Consider the following 17,909-nt stretch of genomic DNA (forward strand, 5'->3'; position numbering starts at 1 on the left):
ATGTTTTTGCGCCACGTAATTGTTTTCAGCCTTATCGCCCTGCTTGCCGGCTGTGCCGGTTTTGGCGCCCGCGAGTCAGTCCAGGGCCAGGGCAACGCTGCCCAATGGCGTCAGCACAAGGAACTGCTGACCGGCCTCGATGGCTGGCAGATCAACGGCAAAATCGGTATTCGCGCGCCCAAGGATTCCGGCAGCGGCACGCTGTTCTGGCTGCAACGCCAGGACTATTACGACATTCGACTGTCCGGTCCGCTGGGTCGTGGTGCTGCACGCCTGACCGGTCGCCCCGGCCAGGTCAGCCTGGAAGTGGCCAATCAGGGTCGTTACGAAGCGGCCAGCCCGGAAACTCTGCTTGAAGAGCAGATGGGCTGGAAACTGCCGGTCTCCCACCTGGCCTGGTGGGTTCGCGGTCTGCCTGCCCCAGACAGCAAAAGCCGCCTGACCCTGGATGGCGACAGCCACCTGGCGAGCCTGGAACAGGATGGCTGGCAAGTGGAATACAGCAGTTACTCCGAACAGAACGGCTACTGGCTGCCCGAGCGCATCAAACTGCATGGCAGCAACCTTGACGTCACCCTGGTGATCAAGGAATGGCTGCCACGCAAGCTGGGGCAATGACATGTCCTTGGAAAAGCTGACCCTGCCCTCCCCGGCCAAACTTAATCTGATGCTGCACATTCTGGGTCGCCGTGAAGACGGCTACCACGAGTTGCAGACGCTGTTTCAATTTCTTGACTATGGCGATGAAATCACCTTCGCTCTCCGCGATGACGCAGAGATTCGCCTGCACACCGAGTTCGACGGCGTGCCTCACGACAGCAATCTGATCGTCAAGGCGGCGAAAAAGCTCCAGGAACAGTCCGGCTGCACCCAGGGCATCGATATCTGGATCGACAAGATCCTGCCCATGGGCGGCGGCATCGGCGGCGGCAGTTCCAATGCCGCCACTACCCTGCTGGGCCTCAATCATCTCTGGCAACTGGGCTGGGATGAAGATCGACTGGCTGCATTGGGGCTGACCCTGGGGGCCGACGTTCCAGTTTTCGTACGTGGGCACGCTGCGTTCGCTGAGGGCGTGGGTGAAAAACTCACCCCCGAATACCCCGAAGAACCCTGGTACCTGGTGCTGGTCCCGCAAGTGTCTGTAAGTACAGCAGAAATTTTTTCCGATCCGCTGTTGACACGTGACACTCCGCCCATTAAAGTGCGCCCCGTTCCCAAGGGAAACAGCAGAAATGACTGCCTTCCGGTAGTCGCAAGGCGTTATCCAGAAGTACGTAACGCATTGAATTTGCTAGGTAAATTTACCGAAGCAAAACTGACTGGAACTGGAAGTTGTGTGTTTGGGGGCTTCCCAAGCAAAGCTGAAGCTGATAAAGTCTCGGCCCTTCTTACAGAGACCCTTACAGGGTTTGTAGCAAAAGGAAGCAACGTTTCGATGTTGCATCGCAAGCTGCAAGGTCTGCTCTAAAGGAATCGAGTATCAGGTACTCGAAGCAACAGATACAGGGGCGTCGCCAAGCGGTAAGGCAGCAGGTTTTGATCCTGCCATGCGTTGGTTCGAATCCAGCCGCCCCTGCCATTTTCCTTATACTCATCCAGGTATACCCTCAGCCTTCAGGTACTGCGCGTGTCCAAGATGATGGTCTTTACGGGGAACGCTAACCCCGATCTGGCTCGGCGTGTAGTACGTCAGCTGCATATCCCTCTCGGTGACATCTCTGTTGGAAAATTCTCCGACGGCGAAATTACTGCCGAGATCAATGAAAATGTCCGCGGTAAAGACGTCTTCATTATTCAGCCGACTTGCGCTCCGACCAACGATAACCTGATGGAACTCGTCGTGATGGCTGATGCCTTCCGCCGCTCCTCAGCGACTCGTATCACTGCTGTTATTCCTTATTTTGGTTATGCCCGTCAGGATCGCCGTCCGCGTTCCGCACGTGTGGCTATCAGCGCGAAAGTCGTGGCTGACATGCTCACCGTAGTCGGCATCGACCGTGTTCTCACGGTTGATCTGCATGCTGACCAGATTCAGGGTTTCTTCGATATCCCGGTAGATAACATCTACGGCTCCCCGGTTCTGGTGGATGACATCGAAGACCAGCGTTTCGAAAACCTGATGATCGTGTCCCCGGACATTGGCGGCGTCGTGCGTGCACGTGCCGTGGCCAAGTCGCTGGGCGTGGATCTCGGGATCATCGACAAGCGTCGTGAGAAAGCCAATCACTCCGAAGTGATGCATATCATCGGCGACGTCGAAGGACGCACCTGCATTCTGGTCGATGACATGGTCGATACCGCCGGCACCCTGTGCCACGCGGCCAAGGCCCTGAAAGAGCATGGCGCAGCCAAGGTCTTTGCCTACTGCACACACCCTGTGCTGTCGGGTCGAGCCATCGAGAACATTGAAAATTCCGTGCTGGACGAGCTGGTGGTGACCAACACCATCCCGCTGTCCGCTGCAGCACAAGCCTGTGCGCGTATCCGCCAACTGGATATCGCACCGGTAGTTGCCGAGGCGGTCCGCCGCATCAGCAATGAAGAATCGATCAGCGCGATGTTCCGCTAAGGGCTAGTCCCTGGCAAAACATCCCGATGACGAAAAGCGCCCCGTCCCAACCTGTGTTGGGACGGGGCTTTTTTGCCCATATCGCCTTTAGCGCTGGTCGCAAACGCTGGGGCGAGTGTGGTTATTTTGGAGATACAACATGAACGATTTTACTCTGAATGCTGAACTGCGTTCCGACCTGGGGAAAGGTGCGAGCCGCCGCCTGCGTCGTCTCGCAAGCCTGGTTCCAGCTGTAGTTTACGGTGGCGACAAAGCCCCTGAATCCATCAGCATGCTGGCCAAAGAAGTGGCCAAGCTGCTGGAAAACGAAGCTGCCTACAGCCACATCATCGAACTGAACGTTGGTGGCACCAAGCAGAACGTCGTGATCAAGGCCCTGCAACGTCACCCGGCCAAAGGCCACGTGATGCACGCTGACTTCGTTCGCGTAGTTGCTGGTCAGAAACTGACCGCCATGGTTCCAGTGCACCTGATCAACGAAGCTGCACCGATCAAGAAAGGCGGCGAGATCTTCCGCGCAGCCACCGAGATCGAAGTTTCCTGCCTGCCGAAAGACCTGCCTGAGTTCATCGAAGTCGACATGGCTGAGACCGACATCGGCACCGTGATCCACCTGTCCAACCTCACCGCTCCTAAAGGCGTTGAGTTTGTTGCTCTGGCACACGGCAACGACCTGGCAGTCGCCAACGTCTACGCACCACGTGTTGCTTCTGAGAAAGAAGAAGGCGCTGCAGAGTAATTCACTCTGACGCCGGAGTTGAGCGGAACACATCGCGGACTGGAACGTAGCGAGAAAGCGGGCGAGAACGCGAAGTTTGCCGCAAGGCAACCAAGCTTTTGTCGTCCCCTTTCGCCGTAGCACCGGTTGCGGCGATGTTATCCACCACTCCAAAGAAGGGCCCCTATCGTGACTGCCATCAAACTGATCGTTGGCCTGGGTAATCCAGGCGCCGAATACGAACAGACCCGGCATAACGCAGGGGCCCTTTTTGTTGAGCGCATCGCCGAGAAACAAGGTGTCAGCCTTGTCGCCGATCGCAAATATTTCGGCCTGACCGGGCGCTTCAGTCACCAGGGTCAGGACATTCGTCTGTTGATTCCCACCACCTACATGAACCGCAGCGGCCAGGCCGTGGCGGCGCTTGCCGGCTTCTTCCGCATCAACCCGGAAGAGATCCTGGTGGCCCACGACGAACTCGACTTGCCACCCGGCGTTGCCAAGCTCAAGACCGGCGGCGGGCATGGCGGGCACAACGGACTGCGGGACATCATCGCGCAGCTCGGCAATCAGAATACCTTTCACCGCCTGCGGCTCGGCATCGGCCACCCGGGTGTTGCCAGTATGGTTTCAAACTTTGTCCTGGGTCGTGCGCCACGCGCCGAACAGGAAAAACTCGATGCCAGCATCGATTTTGCCCTCGGCGTGCTGCCGGATATCTTCGCCGGTGAATGGAACCGCGCGATGAAAAACCTGCACAGCCAGAAGGCCTGACTCTACTCCTCGGGGAATACACCATGGGATTCAATTGCGGCATCGTCGGCCTGCCTAACGTCGGCAAGTCCACCCTGTTCAACGCCCTGACCAAATCCGGGATCGCGGCCGAGAACTTCCCCTTCTGCACCATCGAGCCCAACAGCGGCATCGTGCCGATGCCCGACCCGCGCCTGGACGCCCTGGCCGCCATCGTCGTGCCGGAGCGCGTGCTGCCGACCACCATGGAGTTCGTCGACATCGCCGGCCTGGTGGCCGGTGCCTCGAAAGGTGAAGGCCTGGGTAACAAGTTCCTGGCCAACATCCGCGAAACCGATGCCATCGCCCACGTGGTCCGCTGCTTCGAAGACGACAACGTGATCCACGTGTCCAACAGCGTCGATCCCAAGCGTGACATCGAGATCATCGATCTGGAACTGATCTTTGCCGACCTCGACAGCTGCGAAAAACAGCTGCAGAAAGTCGCCCGCAACGCCAAGGGCGGTGACAAGGATGCCGTGGCCCAGAAAGCCCTGCTGGAGCAGTTGATCGCCCACTTCACCGAAGGCAAGCCGGCTCGCAGCCTGATGAAGGACATGAGCGCCGACGAGAAGCTGATCATCCGCGGCTTCCACCTGCTGACCACCAAGCCGGTGATGTACATCGCCAACGTTGCCGAAGACGGCTTCGAGAACAACCCGCTGCTGGACGTGGTCAAGGCCATCGCCGAAGAAGAAGGCGCGATCGTGGTGCCGGTGTGCAACAAGATCGAAGCGGAAATCGCCGAGCTTGAAGACGGCGAAGAAAAGGACATGTTCCTCGAGGCCCTGGGCCTGGAAGAGCCTGGCCTGAACCGGGTGATCCGCGCCGGCTACGAAATGCTCAACCTGCAGACCTACTTCACTGCAGGTGTGAAGGAAGTTCGTGCCTGGACCGTACGTGTCGGCGCCACCGCGCCACAAGCGGCCGCCGTGATCCACACCGACTTCGAAAAAGGCTTTATCCGCGCCGAGGTCATCGCCTACAACGACTTCATCCAGTTCAAGGGTGAAGCCGGTGCCAAGGAAGCCGGTAAATGGCGCCTGGAAGGCAAGGAATACATCGTCAAGGACGGCGACGTGATGCACTTCCGCTTCAACGTGTGATCCCCTTCAGCCCCATTGCCTGGCAATGGGGCTGATTCCCCCGCTACATCCAGCGGCCTCAGAAGTAAGTGGTCGCCCCCGCGAAGAATGCCCGTCCGGGCACGTAGAAGTTGGTCGATCCGTCCCGCAGGTCCTTGTCCATCAGGTTCTGCACCCCACCGTTCAACGTCAGCCATTTGGTCAACGCCAGGTTCGCCGTCAGGTCATAGGTGGTGTAGGACTGCACGAAATCATTGCCCAGGCCCCGCTGCTTGCCGACGTGCTGCGCCGACAGTTCGGTGCTCAAACGGTCATTGATCTGCCAGTCCAACGCGCTGAATGCCGACAGTTTGGGTGAGCTGATCAGATCTTCGCCCGTGCTCAGGTTCCGGCTTTCCAGCATGTAGGTGGCGTTGGTACGCCACGTCACAGAGTCGCCCAACGGAACCCGAGTGGTGCCTTCCCAACCACGGGTGCGGGCCTTGTCGACGTTTTCCAGCATGGTCCACCAACGGCCCTGGTACTGACCCAGCGGGCCGTATTCGATCTTGTCGGTGAAGTCGGTGTGGAAGTAGGTCAGGCCCGCCTCCCAACCGTCATGATCGAACGACAGGCCGATTTCCTTGTTGGTGCTGGTTTCCGGCATCAGGTTCGGATTGCCGGCCATCCAGCAACTGCCGGTGACATAACCCAACGGACGCAACGAACCACAACCACGGCCTCCGGACTCGGTCGCTGCTCCCGCACTGCCTTCCTTCAGGCTCGGCGCACGAAAGCCCTTGGAAACACCCCCTCGCACGGTCCAGTCCGGATGCGGGTGGTAGACCACATAAGCCCGTGGACTGTTGTGGTTGCCGTACTTGTCGCTGTGATCGAAGCGGTTGCCCAGGGTCAGGGACAGGTTGTCCAGCAGGAACAACTCATCCTCGATGAAGGCCGCCGAGTAATCGCCCTTCAAGGTCGAGCCGCTAACCGGAGTACCTTGGTAATCCACCGGTACGGTGCCGAGGGTATTGGTGTTGGTCAGTTCTTCACGCTTCCATTGCCCACCCAGCGTCAGGCGCTGATCCACCAGCAGTTCGAAGGGCAGATTGAGACTGCCCTCGACAATCTTCTCCTCGGAGTTGGCTTTGCCCATATCCAGATCGTTGCGGTACTTGTTCAGGTAGGCATCGAGCTTCGTGGTACCAAAGCTCCAGTCACCGGTGTGGGACAGGATGTAGCTGTCGCGAGTCAGTCGGCTGGGACCAAAGGCGCCACCAACGGTATCGCCCCAATCACCAAAGGTTTTCTTTGATGCCCAGGAACGCTCAACGCCATGCACCGCCTCGAAGGACAAGCTCTGTTCTTCGTTGATCTGCCAGTCCAGCAGCGCATTTACGCTTTGATTCTTGGAACCGCCTGCACCGTCGTCGTACATGAAATCGCCTTGGGCATCGCGCCGCACCTCGACTTCATCCGCTGCCCGACGCGTGACGTTGGCCCCCAGGCGTAATCCCAGGGACTCGGTCAACGGCCCCGAAGCATTCGCGCTGTACTGAGTGGTCTGGCCGCGATCGGAGTCCTTGGGCACGGTGATGTGGGTGCTGGCCGAACCGGTCCAGGTCCGCGAGACCTTGCGGGTGATGATGTTGATCACCCCGCCCATGGCGTCCGAGCCGTAGAGCGACGACATCGGCCCACGGACGATCTCGATGCGCTCGATCATGTTCGGCGAGATCCAGTTCAAGTCCTGACGCGCCAAGTCACGACGATAACTCAGGTCAGCGGAGCTACCGACACGCTTGCCGTCCACCAGAATCAGCGTGTACTTGTCGTCCAGGCCCCGCAGCTTGATCTTCGACTGCTCGCCCACCGGGCCGAAACCACCGGTCACCCCCGGCACCCGACGCAACAGGGTGTTGAGGTCGTAGACCGGCTGGCGCTCGATTTCCTCACGGGTGATGACGCTGACGCTGGCTGGGGCATCCTTGAGGTCCGTGGCGCCGCCGGTAGCGGTGACAAACGCGGTGTCCAGTTCCAACGGCGCCGGTTTGACCTCTTCTGAGGCCTCGCCGGCCTGCGCCAGCGGAGCCAGCAGGCCGACACCGGCACTGAGCAGAAGCGAATTGAACAGGCAGGAGCTGACTTTCATTACAAACGATCCTTGTCGATTCAGTGCACCTTGGTGGTGCGCCAGGGAGAGGGGATCGAAGTGTAATGCTAATAAATATCATTTAGAAATAGGAATGTTTCTTGACCGATACCTTTCGGCCCGTGCCCATGTGCAAACACGGCCCCGCAACCACCCCCGTTCGCGAGCGGTTCCAAGGCCGATGCTTCCAATGCCGAAGGCTCAGCAGATTTCCTCGTACGGCAGGCCCACATAGTTCTCGGCAATATTCACCAGGCCCGCGTGGGAGTTGAGGAAATACTCGCGGTCCGCCTGCTGCATCTTGTGGTCCCAGGCATCCTGCTGGTCGCCGAAATCGTGTAGCAGGTTGGTCATGAACCAGCTAAAGCGTTCGCCCTTCCACACCCGGCGCAAGGCCAGCTCGGAGTACTTGTCCAGCAGTTCGGTACGCCCCTCGCGGTAGACCTGGACCAAGATCCGGTACAGGTAACACACGTCGGAAGCCGCAAGATTCAGGCCCTTGGCCCCGGTGGGCGGCACGATGTGCGCAGCGTCTCCCACCAGGAACAGCTTGCCGTACTGCATGGGCTCGACCACATAGCTGCGCAGCGGCGCGATGCTTTTCTCCAGCGCCGGCCCGGTGACCAGATCCGCCGCCACCTCCGCCGGCAGACGGGCCTTGAGTTCGCTCCAGAAACGTTCGTCGGACCAGTCTTCGACCTTGTCACTCAGTGGCACTTGCAGGTAGTAGCGGCTGCGGGTCAGGGAACGCTGGCTGCACAGCACAAAGCCGCGCTCATGCTGGCCATAGATCAGCTCGTGGTTGACCGGCGGGGTATCGGACAGCAGGCCCAGCCAGCCGAAGGGGTACTCGCGCTCATAGTGGGTCAGTACCTGCTCGGGAATGCTCTTGCGCGCCACGCCATGAAAACCATCGCAACCGGCGATGTAGTCGCAATCGATGCGGTGCTGCTGGCCGTCCTTTTCATAGGTGATGTAGGGCTGCGCGCCCTTCATGTCGTGGGGCTGCACCCGGTCCGCCGAGTAGATGATCGGTGCCCCGCTGGCAGCGCGGGCTTCCATCAGGTCGCGGGTGACTTCGGTCTGGCCGTAGACCATCACCGTCTTGCCCCCGGTCAGGGCCTTGAGGTCGATGCGCACGCGCTTGCCGCCCATCAACAGCTCCACCCCTTCGTGAACCAGGCCTTCGGCGTCCATGCGCTGCGCCACTCCAGCCTCGCGCAACATGTCCACGGTGCCCTGTTCCAGCACCCCGGCGCGGATGCGGCCGAGTACGTATTCCGGGGTCTGGCGCTCGACAATCACTGTGTCGATGCCGGCCTTGTGCAGCAGTTGGCCCAGCAGCAGGCCGGAAGGTCCGGCACCGATAATCGCAACCTGAGTTTTCATTATTGTCGTCTCATTAGGGCATTCCAGTGGGCCGACAGGCGCAGACTGGAATTTATGGTTATTGTTGTACCCCTGCATTTTTGCCGACAGAAACGCGGAAAAATGGTGATAAGCCACGCTAAAAATGCACTTTTGAAAACAACGTTCGATTATCGAGCACTCCAGCCAAGCCCTTGCCAAGGTCGCGTCCGATGAAAGCCAGCCGCTCCAGCATCCCGGTGTTCAAGCTCTATGGGGAAAACCAGGCCTGGCCGACTCCGGACCTGCTGCACTGCGAATCCATCCCCAAGCGCAGCAGCCTGCACCACTGGGAGATCAAGCCACACCGTCACGCCGACCTCTATCAACTGCTCTACGTGCAACGCGGCCAGGCCCTGGTGGAGGTCGAGGGACGGCGCCAGGACGTGCGCGAGGCGACGATCCAGGTGGTGCCGCCGCTGATGGTCCACGGCTTCCAGTTCTCGGAAAACATTCAGGGTTACGTGCTGACCCTGGGCGCGCCCCTGGTAGCCCAGCTGGAAGCGCAACTGGGTGCGCCGCTGGCGGTGCTGGCCAGCGCCGGCTGCTACCCCGTGGGCCGCGACCGCCACAGCCTCAACACCCTGTTCAAGGCGCTGATGGACGAATACGAAGGCAGCGCCGCCGCTCGCGATTTGTTGCTGCACTCGCTGGTCAACGTGCTAGTGGTGTGGATCAGTCGCCGCGGCCAGCAGAACACCCCGCCGAGCAATCGCGGCGAGCGCAATCAGCAGCTGTTGGGGCACTTCATCAAGCTGGTGGAGCGCCACTATCAGGAACACCCCACGGTGGAATCCCTGGCCCACCGCATCGGTCTGTCCAGCGTGCACCTCAACACCCTGTGCCGGGAGCTGGCCGGGCAGAGCGCACTGCAGATCCTGCACCAGCGCCTGATGCTGGAAGCCAAGCGCGGCCTGATCTACACCAACATCAGCATCAGCCAGCTGTCGGACAACCTGGGGTTCAGCGACCCCACCTACTTCTCACGCTTCTTCAAGCGCCTCAGCGGCCAGTCACCCAACGCCTTCCGCCAGAGTGCCGGGCAAGACGCCAACAGCCCCTGAGGCGCCACGAGTTTTGTGCAGGTAGCCGATTTCTCTTAACAAATCTCGCCACGCGCTCGCCGGGGCGGCGGTCCTGCGGGCCGCGCCACATATCCATCCTATTGATTCAAAAAGAAAATATTCGAATAAAAGGTTTGGCACGCTAGTTGAGAAGCTCAGCCGGCGCGCCAGGAGCCACCTCCTGCCAGCGCCCCCCATAACAATAAGGCAGACCTTCTCATGCACCCGACCTCCTCGCGCCTGCGCGCCCTTGCACTCACTTCAAGCCTGCTGTTGACCGCCCACGCCCCCTGGCTCCAGGCCAGCGAAGGCGGCGTTTCCTCCTGGCCCATGGGCATCGAACTCTACGGCATGGGCATCCTGCCGCCGCCCGGCACCTACGCCCAGGTCTTCGTCGGCAACTACCTGGCCGACAGCCTGCGGGACGACGCCGGCCGCCGCACCGCCCGCATCGATTTGCGCGTCACCAGCGTGGTGCCACGCTTTGTCTGGGTCACCGAGCAACAGGTGCTGGGGGCCCAACTCGGTTTCCACGCCCTGCTGCCGCTGAACGACATACGCCTGAACATCCAGAACGGCCCCCACGATCACAAGCGCGGCATCGGTGACGCGCACCTCGGCCCGGTGCTGGGCTTTCATCACAGCGACAAATTCCACAGTGCCCTTGGGGTCGATTTCGTCCTGCCCAGCGGCGGCGAATACGACAAGAACGACCTGATCAACCTGGGTAACCACTACTACACCGTGCAGGCGGTGTATGCCATGACCTACACCGACCCGCAGGGGTTCAACGCCGATGTTCGCCTGATGCACGACTACAACTTCGAAAACCGCGCCACCCACTATCAGTCCGGACGCGAGCTGCACGCTGACTACAGCCTCGGTTGGGGCGTGGGCAATGGTTGGGTGATCGGCGTCGGCGGGCACGCCTATCAGCAGATCAGCGACGACAAGTGCAACGTCACCGATTGCGCCGCCGCGGCCCAGGTGCAGGCCGGCGACGGCCATCGCGGCCGCTCGTTCTCCATTGGTCCGGCAGTGCAGTTCAGCAGCAAACAGGGCTGGTCGCTGAGCGCCAAATGGCAGGATGAATCGGCGGTGCGCAATCGCGCTGAAGGCCAGACCTACTGGCTGAAATTCACCAGCGCACTCTGAACCGCCGAGTGGCGGGCCAACTCGTGCCCAAGCGCAGGAGAGGGCCCGCTCAGCGGCCCTTGAGGCGATAGCTGACCTGGGCCCGGCTCATGCCGAGCATCTGCGCCGCCGCGGTGATATTGCCCCCGGAGCGCTCCAGGGCCAGACGCACCAGGCGCCGTTCGATCTCTTCCAGCGAAGTGCCCAGGGCCGGTGCCCGCCCGGTGAGAAACGCTTGCAGGCTGGCCAGTTCCGGCTCTTCGACCGGGGCTTCATCTGCCCGGGCCGGGGCCACGGGCTGGGCCGCTTCCCGTAGCGCCGCTGGCGACAGGCGGCCGTCGGCGTTGAGGCCGATGGCGGCGCCCGCCAGCGGCGTCCCCGCCTCGCTCAGATGCACCACGTCCATGACTTCGCCGTCGCTGGCGGCGATCACGCCCCGCTCGATCAGGTTCTGCAACTCGCGGATATTGCCCGGGAAGCGATAGGTCAGCAGCGCATTCACCAGCCGCGTGCTGAAACCCGCCAACTGACGGCCGTGACGCTGGCTGAAGCGATGCAGGAAGTAACTCATCAACAGCGGAATGTCTTCGCGTCGCTCACGCAGGGGCGGCAGGTGAATGGGAAACACATTCAGTCGATAGAACAGGTCCTCACGAAAGCGTCCGGCTTCCACCTCGCGCCGCAGGTCGAGGTTGGTCGCGGCAATGACCCGCACATCCACCTGCATCGGCTCAGTACCGCCCACCCGCTCGATCTCGCCTTCCTGCAAGGCACGCAGGATCTTGCTCTGGGCCGAGAGGCTGAGGGTGGCGATCTCATCGAGGAACAGGGTGCCGCCATGGGCCCGCTCAAAACGTCCGGGCCGCGAACGATCGGCGCCGGTAAAGGCCCCCCGCTCCACCCCGAACAGTTCGGCCTCCACCAGGTTTTCCGGCAGGGTCGCGCAGTTCAGCGCCACCAGCGGCTTGTGCCGGCGGGCGCTGGCCTGGTGCAGATGGCGCGCGAACAACTCCTTGCCCACCCCCGACTCCCCGGTCAGCAGCACCGTGGCCTGGGTCGGCGCCACCCGCTGCAACAACTGGCTGGCGGCCACGAACGCCGCCGAGATGCCCACTCGTTGCCCCTCGCCCAACGGCGCCGGCAGCTCGGCGACCTGAGTCTCCTGCCCCGTGGCATAGGCACTGCGGCTGAGAAAATCCCCAGGGTCGAGGTACATCAGGTCGATATCGATGTCGTCCCACTGCTGGGCCGGTTTGCCGACAATCCGGCAGGCCGGTTGGCCCATCGAGCGGCACTCCAGTTCGCGAAACACCACCAGCCGCCCCAACAGCGACGAAGCGTAGCCGCTGGCATAGCCGATCTCCATCCAGCAGGCCGGCTCGCCGCCCAGGCCATAGGCGGCGATATGCTCGTCATCCTCCAGCGAGTTGTGCCACAGAAACTCCGAATAGAAATGCCCGATGCTGGAGTCGATCTCGAAGCGCACCACCTCGACATTGACCATGCCTTCGAGCATGTGCAGGCGCGGCCCGGCGCTGTAGAGGCTGGCGTGGTCGCCATCCGGCCACTGCTCGCTGACCTGGGCCGCGTCCCGGGCGCCGGCCTGCCAGCCGATGCGGGTGATCAGGCCACGGGCTTTGTCCAAGCCCAGGGCTTCGATCAATTCGCGCCGGATGGAGCCGAACGCCGAACCCTGCATCAGCATCATCCGCTGCCCGCACAGCCAGATGCTGCCGTCCTGGGGCGCAAAGGCCACGGTCTCGGCCAGTTGCTCGGCCGAAGGCAGGCCGCTGGCCTCGAACTGGCTGGCGCGATCGACGATCAAGCGCTTGTGCCGCCCCAGCATCTGCTTGAGGAAATCTTCATCCGCAGGACGGCCGGGCTGGCTGGAAGGAGAACGGGTCATGGGCAATCAACAGGCAGTTCAGGGGCCTTGCAGTATGCCCCGGCGCTTTTCCGGGTCAATCGCCATCCCCCGTCGCCGTCGGTGCTGCGCAAGTTCTGGCCGATAACCGCACAGTTTCCACGAGCGCCCATGGAGTGCCGAGCTTTCGACAACCTCGCGACTTCTCTGCATAAATTTCCGCAGCCCGCGCCTGATGCCGCGTGGCGGGCTCGCTCAAAAATCCGAAACAAACAAATAAATAATTGTTTTTAAAGGATATTTTTCAAAACAAAGCGCGTGGCACGATAGTTGTTATGCACAGGCAGATGCTCATCCATAACAACACAACAGGTGACCTTGCCATGCCTTCCGCCCGCCTTGCGCCTCCTCTGCCCTACCCCGCTGCCCTGGACGAGCGCTCCTTGCGCAACCTTGCCCGCCTCGGCTGAGACGCCGTCGTAACGGCCCCATCCCCACCCTCATGCGCCATCGGCTTGATTGCTGACAGCCGAGCCATGGCCACGAACCAGAGAGAACCCCATGACTGCGACTCGACCTGCCTATCAACACCTGGAACTGCAACCCATCGCCGCAGACTGGCGAGCCGGCAGCAGCGGCCGGGAGCTACCCGTCTACGACCCGTTCACCGGGCAATGCCTGCTGCAGATCAGCCTGGCCAACCGCCAGGACCTGGATCAGGCCTATGCCAAGGCCCGCCAGACCCAAGGCCAATGGGCCGCCAGCAGCCCGGCGCAACGCAGCGAGGTATTGCTCAACGCCGCGCGGATCTTCGATGAACGCCGTGAAGAAATCATCGGTTGGCTGATCCGCGAATCCGGCAGCACGCGGATCAAGGCGCAGATCGAATGGGGCGCGGCCCGCGCCATCATCGTCGAGGCCGCCAGCCTGCCCAGCCGGGTGCACGGGCGGATCGTCGCCTCCAACGTCCCCGGCAAGGAAAGCCGCGTCTACCGCAAGCCGCTGGGGGTGATCGGGGTGATCAGCCCGTGGAACTTCCCCCTGCACCTGAGCGCCCGCTCCCTGGCCCCGGCGCTGGCCCTGGGCAACGCGGTGGTGGTCAAGCCGGCCAGCGACACCCCGGTGACTGGCGGCCTGCTGCTGGCGCGGATCTTCGAGGAAGCCGGGCTGCCCGCCGGGGTGCTCAGCGTGGTGGTCGGTGCCGGGGCGGAAATCGGCGATGCCTTTGTCGAGCACCCGGTCCCGGCGTTCATTTCCTTTACCGGCTCGACCCAGGTCGGCCGCAACATCGGGCGCATCGCCAGCGGCGGCGAGCACCTCAAGCACGTGGCCCTGGAGCTGGGGGGCAACAGCCCGTTCGTGGTCCTGGCCGATGCCGACCTGGAGCAAGCGGTGAACGCCGCGGTGGTGGGCAAGTTCCTGCATCAGGGGCAAATCTGCATGGCGATCAACCGCATCATCGTCGAGCAGCCGGTATTGCAGGCCTTTACCCAGCGCTTTGTCGAACGGGTCAAGGCCCTGCCCTACGGCGACCCGAGTCTGGCGGCCACGGTGGTCGGCCCGGTGATCAACAGCAAACAGCTGGCCGGTCTGCAGGACAAGATCCGCCTGGCCCTGGCCGAAGGCGCGACCTTGCTGGCGGGTGGCCCGGCTTCGGGCAATGTGCTGCCGCCCCACGTGTTCGGCGACGTGCACGCTGACATGGAAATCGCCCGCGAAGAAATCTTCGGCCCCCTGGTGGGCATCCAGAGCGCGCGGGATGCCGAGCACGCCCTGGAGCTGGCCAATGCCAGTGAATACGGGCTGTCCAGCGCGGTCTTCAGCGCCAACCCCGAGCGCGGCGTGCAGTTCGCCCAGCGCCTTCAAGCGGGGATGAGCCACGTCAACGACATGCCGGTCAACGATGAGCCCAACGCGCCCTTTGGCGGCGAGAAGAACTCCGGCCTGGGCCGTTTCAACGGCGACTGGGCAATCGACGAATTCACCACCGACCACTGGATCACCCTGCAACACACACCACGTCCCTATCCCTTCTGAGCTGGGCGCTTATCAACCGAGTCACCCCATAACAATACGGAGTACGCAATGTCCTCGCTCCTCAACAGCCCCGCTGCACAGCGGACCCTTGCCTTGTGCCTGGCCCTGCCCCTGATGGTGCTGGCCGGTCCGGCCGCCGCCGATGGCGACGGCGTCTGGAAAAACGGTGAAAACGTCTACGCCAAGGTCTGCGGCCACTGCCACGAAAAGCAGGTCGGCCCGCAGATCAAGGGGCGCCAACTGCCGCCGCCCTACATCACCGCGGTGGTGCGCAACGGCTTTCGCGCGATGCCGGCCTTCCCGGCATCGTTCATCGACGACAACGCCTTGCAGCAGGTCGCCGAGTACATCTCCAACGCCCCGGCCCCGGCCGCCCAACCTTGAGGAGACGCCCATGAACATTGAACGTCGCTCACTGCTCAAGGGCATGGCCCTGGGCGGCCTGGCCAGCGTCGCGGTGACCGGCCCCGGCCTGGGCCTGGCCAACAGCGTGCTGGGCCCGTCCACCGGCCCACGGCTACCGACCCTGGCCCTGGTCAGCCCCGCCGTCGCCGACTCGGCTTTCGTCCAGGGGATCAACGCCAGCTCGGTAGCGCGCCAGGTCAGCGTGCAGCGCTGGGAGGGCAACCTGGCGTCGCTCCAGGCGCTGCAGCAGCGCCTGGGCAGCGGCCGGCCACAACGCCTGATCGGCCTGCTGGACGACGCCAGCGCCGCCCTGGTGCTGGACCAGGCCCGTAGCGCCGGGGCCCGGGTGCAATGGCTCGGCCAGCACCACAGCGATGCCCGGAGCTCGCGCCACCAACTGCTGGGCACCGCCGCCGCCCATGGCTGCGCCTTGCAACTGGGCCTGCAACTGAACGCCTGTGGCGCCGGTTTCAGCCTCAGCGAACAACGCCTGCTGGCACAGCCGGCGTTCCAGGCCGGCGCTCGCGCCCGCGATCCGCGCAGCGCCGAACAATGGGCCGCCATCCTCGGCTACAGCCTGGCCGAACTGACCCGCGGCCGCCTCGGCCAGGCACCTTTGGCCAGCCCACGGGCCACGCCGCTGAGCGGCCATTTCGTTTCGTTTTCGATCGAGGCTTGAAGGAGCTGATCCCATGACTGAGCAAACCCAGAAGCCACTGCTGCCCCGGGGCGTGAATGCGGCCCACTTCAATAAAGCCATCGCCCAGTTCCGAGCATTGCTGGGGGACGAGAACGTCCTGGTCAAGGACGACCAACTGGTGCCCTACAGCAAGATCATGATGGCGGTGGACACCGCCGAGCACATGCCTTCGGCCGCGGTCACCGCCACCAGCGTCGAGCAGGTGCAGGGGGTGGTGAAGATCTGCAACGAACACAAGATCCCGGTCTGGACCATCTCCACCGGACGCAACTTCGGCTACGGTTCGGCCGCCCCCGGCCAGCGCGGCCAGGTGATTCTCGACCTGAAGAAAATGAACAAGATCCTCCACGTCGACCCGCAGCTGTGCACCGCACTGGTGGAGCCCGGGGTCACCTACCAGCAGCTCTACGACTACATCCAGGAGCACAACCTGCCGCTGATGCTGTCCTTCTCGGCGCCCTCGGCCATCGCCGGTCCCCTGGGCAACACCATGGACCGCGGCGTGGGCTACACCCCCTACGGCGAACACTTCCTCATGCAGTGCGGCATGGAAGTGGTGCTGGCCAACGGCGACGTCTATCGCACCGGCATGGGCGGGGTCAAAGGCGACAACGCCTGGCAAGTGTTCAAGTGGGGCTACGGCCCGACCCTGGATGGCATGTTCACCCAGGCCAACTACGGCATCTGCACCAAGATGGGCTTCTGGCTGATGCCCAAGCCGCCGGTGTTCAAACCGTTCGAGATCAAGTTCGAGAACGAGTCGGACATTGCCGAGATCGTCGAATTCATCCGCCCGCTGCGCATCGCCCAGGTGATTCCCAACTCGGTGGTGATCGCCGGCGTACTGTGGGAAGCGGCCACCTGCAACACCCGCCGCTCCGACTACACCAGCGAGCCGGGGGCCACCTCCGAGGCCATCCTCAAGCAGATCCAGAAGGACAAGAACCTCGGTGCCTGGAACGTCTACGCCGCCCTGTACGGCACCCAGGAGCAAGTGGACGTCAACTGGAAGATCGTCAACCAGGCCCTCAAGGCCCTGGGCAAGGGACGCATCGTCACCCAGGAAGAAGCGGGCAACACACAACCGTTCCTGTACCGCTCGCAACTGATGTCCGGGGTGCCCAACCTGCAGGAGTTCGGCCTGTACAACTGGCGCGGCGGCGGTGGCTCGATGTGGTTCGCCCCGGTGAGCCAGGCCCGCGGCAGCGAGTGCAACAAACAGCAGGCCCTGGCCAAGCAGGTCCTCAACAAGCACGGCCTGGACTATGTCGGCGAATTCATCGTCGGCTGGCGCGACATGCACCACGTGATCGACGTGCTGTACGACCGCAGCAACCCGGAGGAAACCCTGCGCGCCCACGCCTGCTTCGCCGAACTGCTGGATGTGTTCGAGCAGCACGGTTATGCCGTGTACCGGGTCAACACCGCCTTCCAGGAGCGGGTGGCGCAGAGCTACGGCCCGGTCAAGCGCAAGGTCGAGCACGCCATCAAGCGCGCCCTGGACCCGAACAACATCCTCGCCCCGGGCAAGTCCGGGATCGATCTGGCCAACCCCTTCTAAATCGCACACACGCCCCGTCGGCCTGGCGCCACGGGGCCCTTTGAAGCACAGGAAAATCCATGAAGTACACCCCACTGCTCGCAGCTCACGCCCTGTTGCTGGCTGCCCCCCTGGCCCTGGCCGACGGCGATGCGGTCCTCGGCAAGACTCTGTTCAGCGCTCAATGCGGCTTCTGCCACAGCGTCGAGAACGGCAAGCACCTGATGGGCCCCAGCCTGCAAGGCGTGTTCGGCCGGGCCAGCGGCCAGGCCCAGGGCTTCAGCTATTCCAGTGCCCTGCAAGGCGCAGGCCTGCACTGGAACGACGCCGCGCTGGAGCGCTGGTTGAGCAACCCGGCGACCCTGGTACCGGGCAACAAGATGATGTTTCCCGGCCAGGCCGACCCGCAGAGCCGCCAACACCTGATTGCCTACCTGAAAAGCCTGCACTGAGGCCG

The 17,909-nt window shown here is 62.5% G+C and carries 16 protein-coding genes and 1 tRNA gene; 14 read left to right on the forward strand and 3 right to left on the reverse strand.

Annotation, left to right across the window (positions count from 1 at the left end; all coding sequences use genetic code 11):
• The 7 genes from lolB to ychF all read left to right on the forward strand — a co-directional run bounded on the left by lolB (position 1) and on the right by ychF (position 5,188).
• Entirely contained in the window at positions 1 to 618 is a 618-nt protein-coding gene (gene lolB, locus KHO49_RS24700) for a lipoprotein insertase outer membrane protein LolB (RefSeq protein WP_170001508.1), read from the forward strand.
• A 1-nt stretch (position 619) separates the two neighbouring features.
• Positions 620 to 1,471: a 4-(cytidine 5'-diphospho)-2-C-methyl-D-erythritol kinase gene (gene ispE, locus KHO49_RS24705; RefSeq protein WP_102880912.1), complete on the forward strand. Its 852-nt coding sequence runs from the start codon at positions 620 to 622 to the stop codon at positions 1,469 to 1,471.
• A 36-nt stretch (positions 1,472 to 1,507) separates the two neighbouring features.
• Positions 1,508 to 1,582 (forward strand) — tRNA-Gln (locus tag KHO49_RS24710).
• Positions 1,583 to 1,630: 48 nt separating this feature from the next.
• On the forward strand, positions 1,631 to 2,572 hold the full coding sequence (locus KHO49_RS24715) for a ribose-phosphate pyrophosphokinase (RefSeq protein ID WP_003171603.1): 942 nt from the start codon (positions 1,631 to 1,633) through the stop codon (positions 2,570 to 2,572).
• Between the two features lie 139 nt (positions 2,573 to 2,711).
• Positions 2,712 to 3,311 (forward strand): 50S ribosomal protein L25/general stress protein Ctc, encoded by a 600-nt coding sequence (locus KHO49_RS24720; protein WP_102880913.1) that lies wholly within the window; start codon positions 2,712 to 2,714, stop codon positions 3,309 to 3,311.
• Between the two features lie 168 nt (positions 3,312 to 3,479).
• Complete coding sequence (gene pth, locus KHO49_RS24725; protein WP_213665938.1) at positions 3,480 to 4,064, forward strand: aminoacyl-tRNA hydrolase; 585 nt, start codon at positions 3,480 to 3,482, stop codon at positions 4,062 to 4,064.
• Between the two features lie 23 nt (positions 4,065 to 4,087).
• Complete coding sequence (gene ychF, locus KHO49_RS24730; RefSeq protein ID WP_102880915.1) at positions 4,088 to 5,188, forward strand: redox-regulated ATPase YchF; 1,101 nt, start codon at positions 4,088 to 4,090, stop codon at positions 5,186 to 5,188.
• 58 nt (positions 5,189 to 5,246) lie between these two features.
• On the opposite strand, the gene KHO49_RS24735 is transcribed toward ychF, so the two are convergent.
• Positions 5,247 to 7,301: a TonB-dependent receptor domain-containing protein gene (locus KHO49_RS24735; protein WP_110652226.1), complete on the reverse strand. Its 2,055-nt coding sequence runs from the start codon at positions 7,299 to 7,301 to the stop codon at positions 5,247 to 5,249.
• Positions 7,302 to 7,502: 201 nt separating this feature from the next.
• On the reverse strand, positions 7,503 to 8,690 hold the full coding sequence (gene pobA / locus KHO49_RS24740; protein ID WP_213665939.1) for a 4-hydroxybenzoate 3-monooxygenase: 1,188 nt from the start codon (positions 8,688 to 8,690) through the stop codon (positions 7,503 to 7,505).
• Between the two features lie 191 nt (positions 8,691 to 8,881).
• Here pobA and KHO49_RS24745 point away from each other — a divergent pair, with 191 nt between their 5' ends.
• Both KHO49_RS24745 and KHO49_RS24750 read left to right on the forward strand, forming a co-directional pair.
• The gene (locus KHO49_RS24745; protein WP_102880918.1) at positions 8,882 to 9,772 is read left to right on the forward strand and encodes a helix-turn-helix domain-containing protein; all 891 of its coding nucleotides are present in this window, start codon (positions 8,882 to 8,884) and stop codon (positions 9,770 to 9,772) included.
• Positions 9,773 to 9,991: 219 nt separating this feature from the next.
• Complete coding sequence (locus KHO49_RS24750; RefSeq protein ID WP_213665940.1) at positions 9,992 to 10,927, forward strand: SphA family protein; 936 nt, start codon at positions 9,992 to 9,994, stop codon at positions 10,925 to 10,927.
• Between the two features lie 49 nt (positions 10,928 to 10,976).
• Here the strand turns inward: KHO49_RS24750 and KHO49_RS24755 are convergent, their stop codons facing one another.
• Positions 10,977 to 12,812 (reverse strand): sigma-54-dependent Fis family transcriptional regulator, encoded by a 1,836-nt coding sequence (locus KHO49_RS24755; protein ID WP_213665941.1) that lies wholly within the window; start codon positions 12,810 to 12,812, stop codon positions 10,977 to 10,979.
• A gap of 519 nt (positions 12,813 to 13,331) precedes the next feature.
• Here KHO49_RS24755 and KHO49_RS24760 point away from each other — a divergent pair.
• From KHO49_RS24760 to KHO49_RS24780, 5 genes are read left to right on the forward strand one after another with little or no spacing between them, the layout of a single operon-like run.
• Positions 13,332 to 14,807: an aldehyde dehydrogenase family protein gene (locus KHO49_RS24760; RefSeq protein ID WP_110596326.1), complete on the forward strand. Its 1,476-nt coding sequence runs from the start codon at positions 13,332 to 13,334 to the stop codon at positions 14,805 to 14,807.
• A gap of 48 nt (positions 14,808 to 14,855) precedes the next feature.
• A complete protein-coding gene (locus KHO49_RS24765) occupies positions 14,856 to 15,191 on the forward strand; it encodes a c-type cytochrome (RefSeq protein ID WP_102880922.1) in 336 nt (111 codons plus the stop codon).
• 10 nt (positions 15,192 to 15,201) lie between these two features.
• Complete coding sequence (locus KHO49_RS24770; RefSeq protein ID WP_110652221.1) at positions 15,202 to 15,891, forward strand: hypothetical protein; 690 nt, start codon at positions 15,202 to 15,204, stop codon at positions 15,889 to 15,891.
• A gap of 13 nt (positions 15,892 to 15,904) precedes the next feature.
• On the forward strand, positions 15,905 to 17,473 hold the full coding sequence (locus KHO49_RS24775) for an FAD-binding oxidoreductase (RefSeq protein ID WP_102880924.1): 1,569 nt from the start codon (positions 15,905 to 15,907) through the stop codon (positions 17,471 to 17,473).
• Positions 17,474 to 17,532: 59 nt separating this feature from the next.
• The gene (locus KHO49_RS24780; protein ID WP_110596324.1) at positions 17,533 to 17,904 is read left to right on the forward strand and encodes a c-type cytochrome; all 372 of its coding nucleotides are present in this window, start codon (positions 17,533 to 17,535) and stop codon (positions 17,902 to 17,904) included.
• The last annotated feature ends 5 nt before the right edge of the window (positions 17,905 to 17,909 follow it).

Origin of the sequence: Pseudomonas sp. RC4D1 (assembly GCF_018390395.1) — a bacterium.
Lineage (GTDB): Bacteria > Pseudomonadota > Gammaproteobacteria > Pseudomonadales > Pseudomonadaceae > Aquipseudomonas > Aquipseudomonas danubii.

Coding starts and splice junctions, on each gene's coding strand:
- lolB (WP_170001508.1), top strand. CDS start 1: ATGTTTTTGCGCCACGTAATTGTTTTCAGCCTTATCGCCCTGCTTGCC.
- ispE (WP_102880912.1), top strand. CDS start 620: ATGTCCTTGGAAAAGCTGACCCTGCCCTCCCCGGCCAAACTTAATCTG.
- KHO49_RS24720 (WP_102880913.1), top strand. CDS start 2,712: ATGAACGATTTTACTCTGAATGCTGAACTGCGTTCCGACCTGGGGAAA.
- ychF (WP_102880915.1), top strand. CDS start 4,088: ATGGGATTCAATTGCGGCATCGTCGGCCTGCCTAACGTCGGCAAGTCC.
- KHO49_RS24735 (WP_110652226.1), bottom strand. CDS start 7,301: ATGAAAGTCAGCTCCTGCCTGTTCAATTCGCTTCTGCTCAGTGCCGGT.
- pobA (WP_213665939.1), bottom strand. CDS start 8,690: ATGAAAACTCAGGTTGCGATTATCGGTGCCGGACCTTCCGGCCTGCTG.
- KHO49_RS24745 (WP_102880918.1), top strand. CDS start 8,882: ATGAAAGCCAGCCGCTCCAGCATCCCGGTGTTCAAGCTCTATGGGGAA.
- KHO49_RS24750 (WP_213665940.1), top strand. CDS start 9,992: ATGCACCCGACCTCCTCGCGCCTGCGCGCCCTTGCACTCACTTCAAGC.
- KHO49_RS24755 (WP_213665941.1), bottom strand. CDS start 12,812: ATGACCCGTTCTCCTTCCAGCCAGCCCGGCCGTCCTGCGGATGAAGAT.
- KHO49_RS24760 (WP_110596326.1), top strand. CDS start 13,332: ATGACTGCGACTCGACCTGCCTATCAACACCTGGAACTGCAACCCATC.
- KHO49_RS24765 (WP_102880922.1), top strand. CDS start 14,856: ATGTCCTCGCTCCTCAACAGCCCCGCTGCACAGCGGACCCTTGCCTTG.
- KHO49_RS24770 (WP_110652221.1), top strand. CDS start 15,202: ATGAACATTGAACGTCGCTCACTGCTCAAGGGCATGGCCCTGGGCGGC.
- KHO49_RS24775 (WP_102880924.1), top strand. CDS start 15,905: ATGACTGAGCAAACCCAGAAGCCACTGCTGCCCCGGGGCGTGAATGCG.
- KHO49_RS24780 (WP_110596324.1), top strand. CDS start 17,533: ATGAAGTACACCCCACTGCTCGCAGCTCACGCCCTGTTGCTGGCTGCC.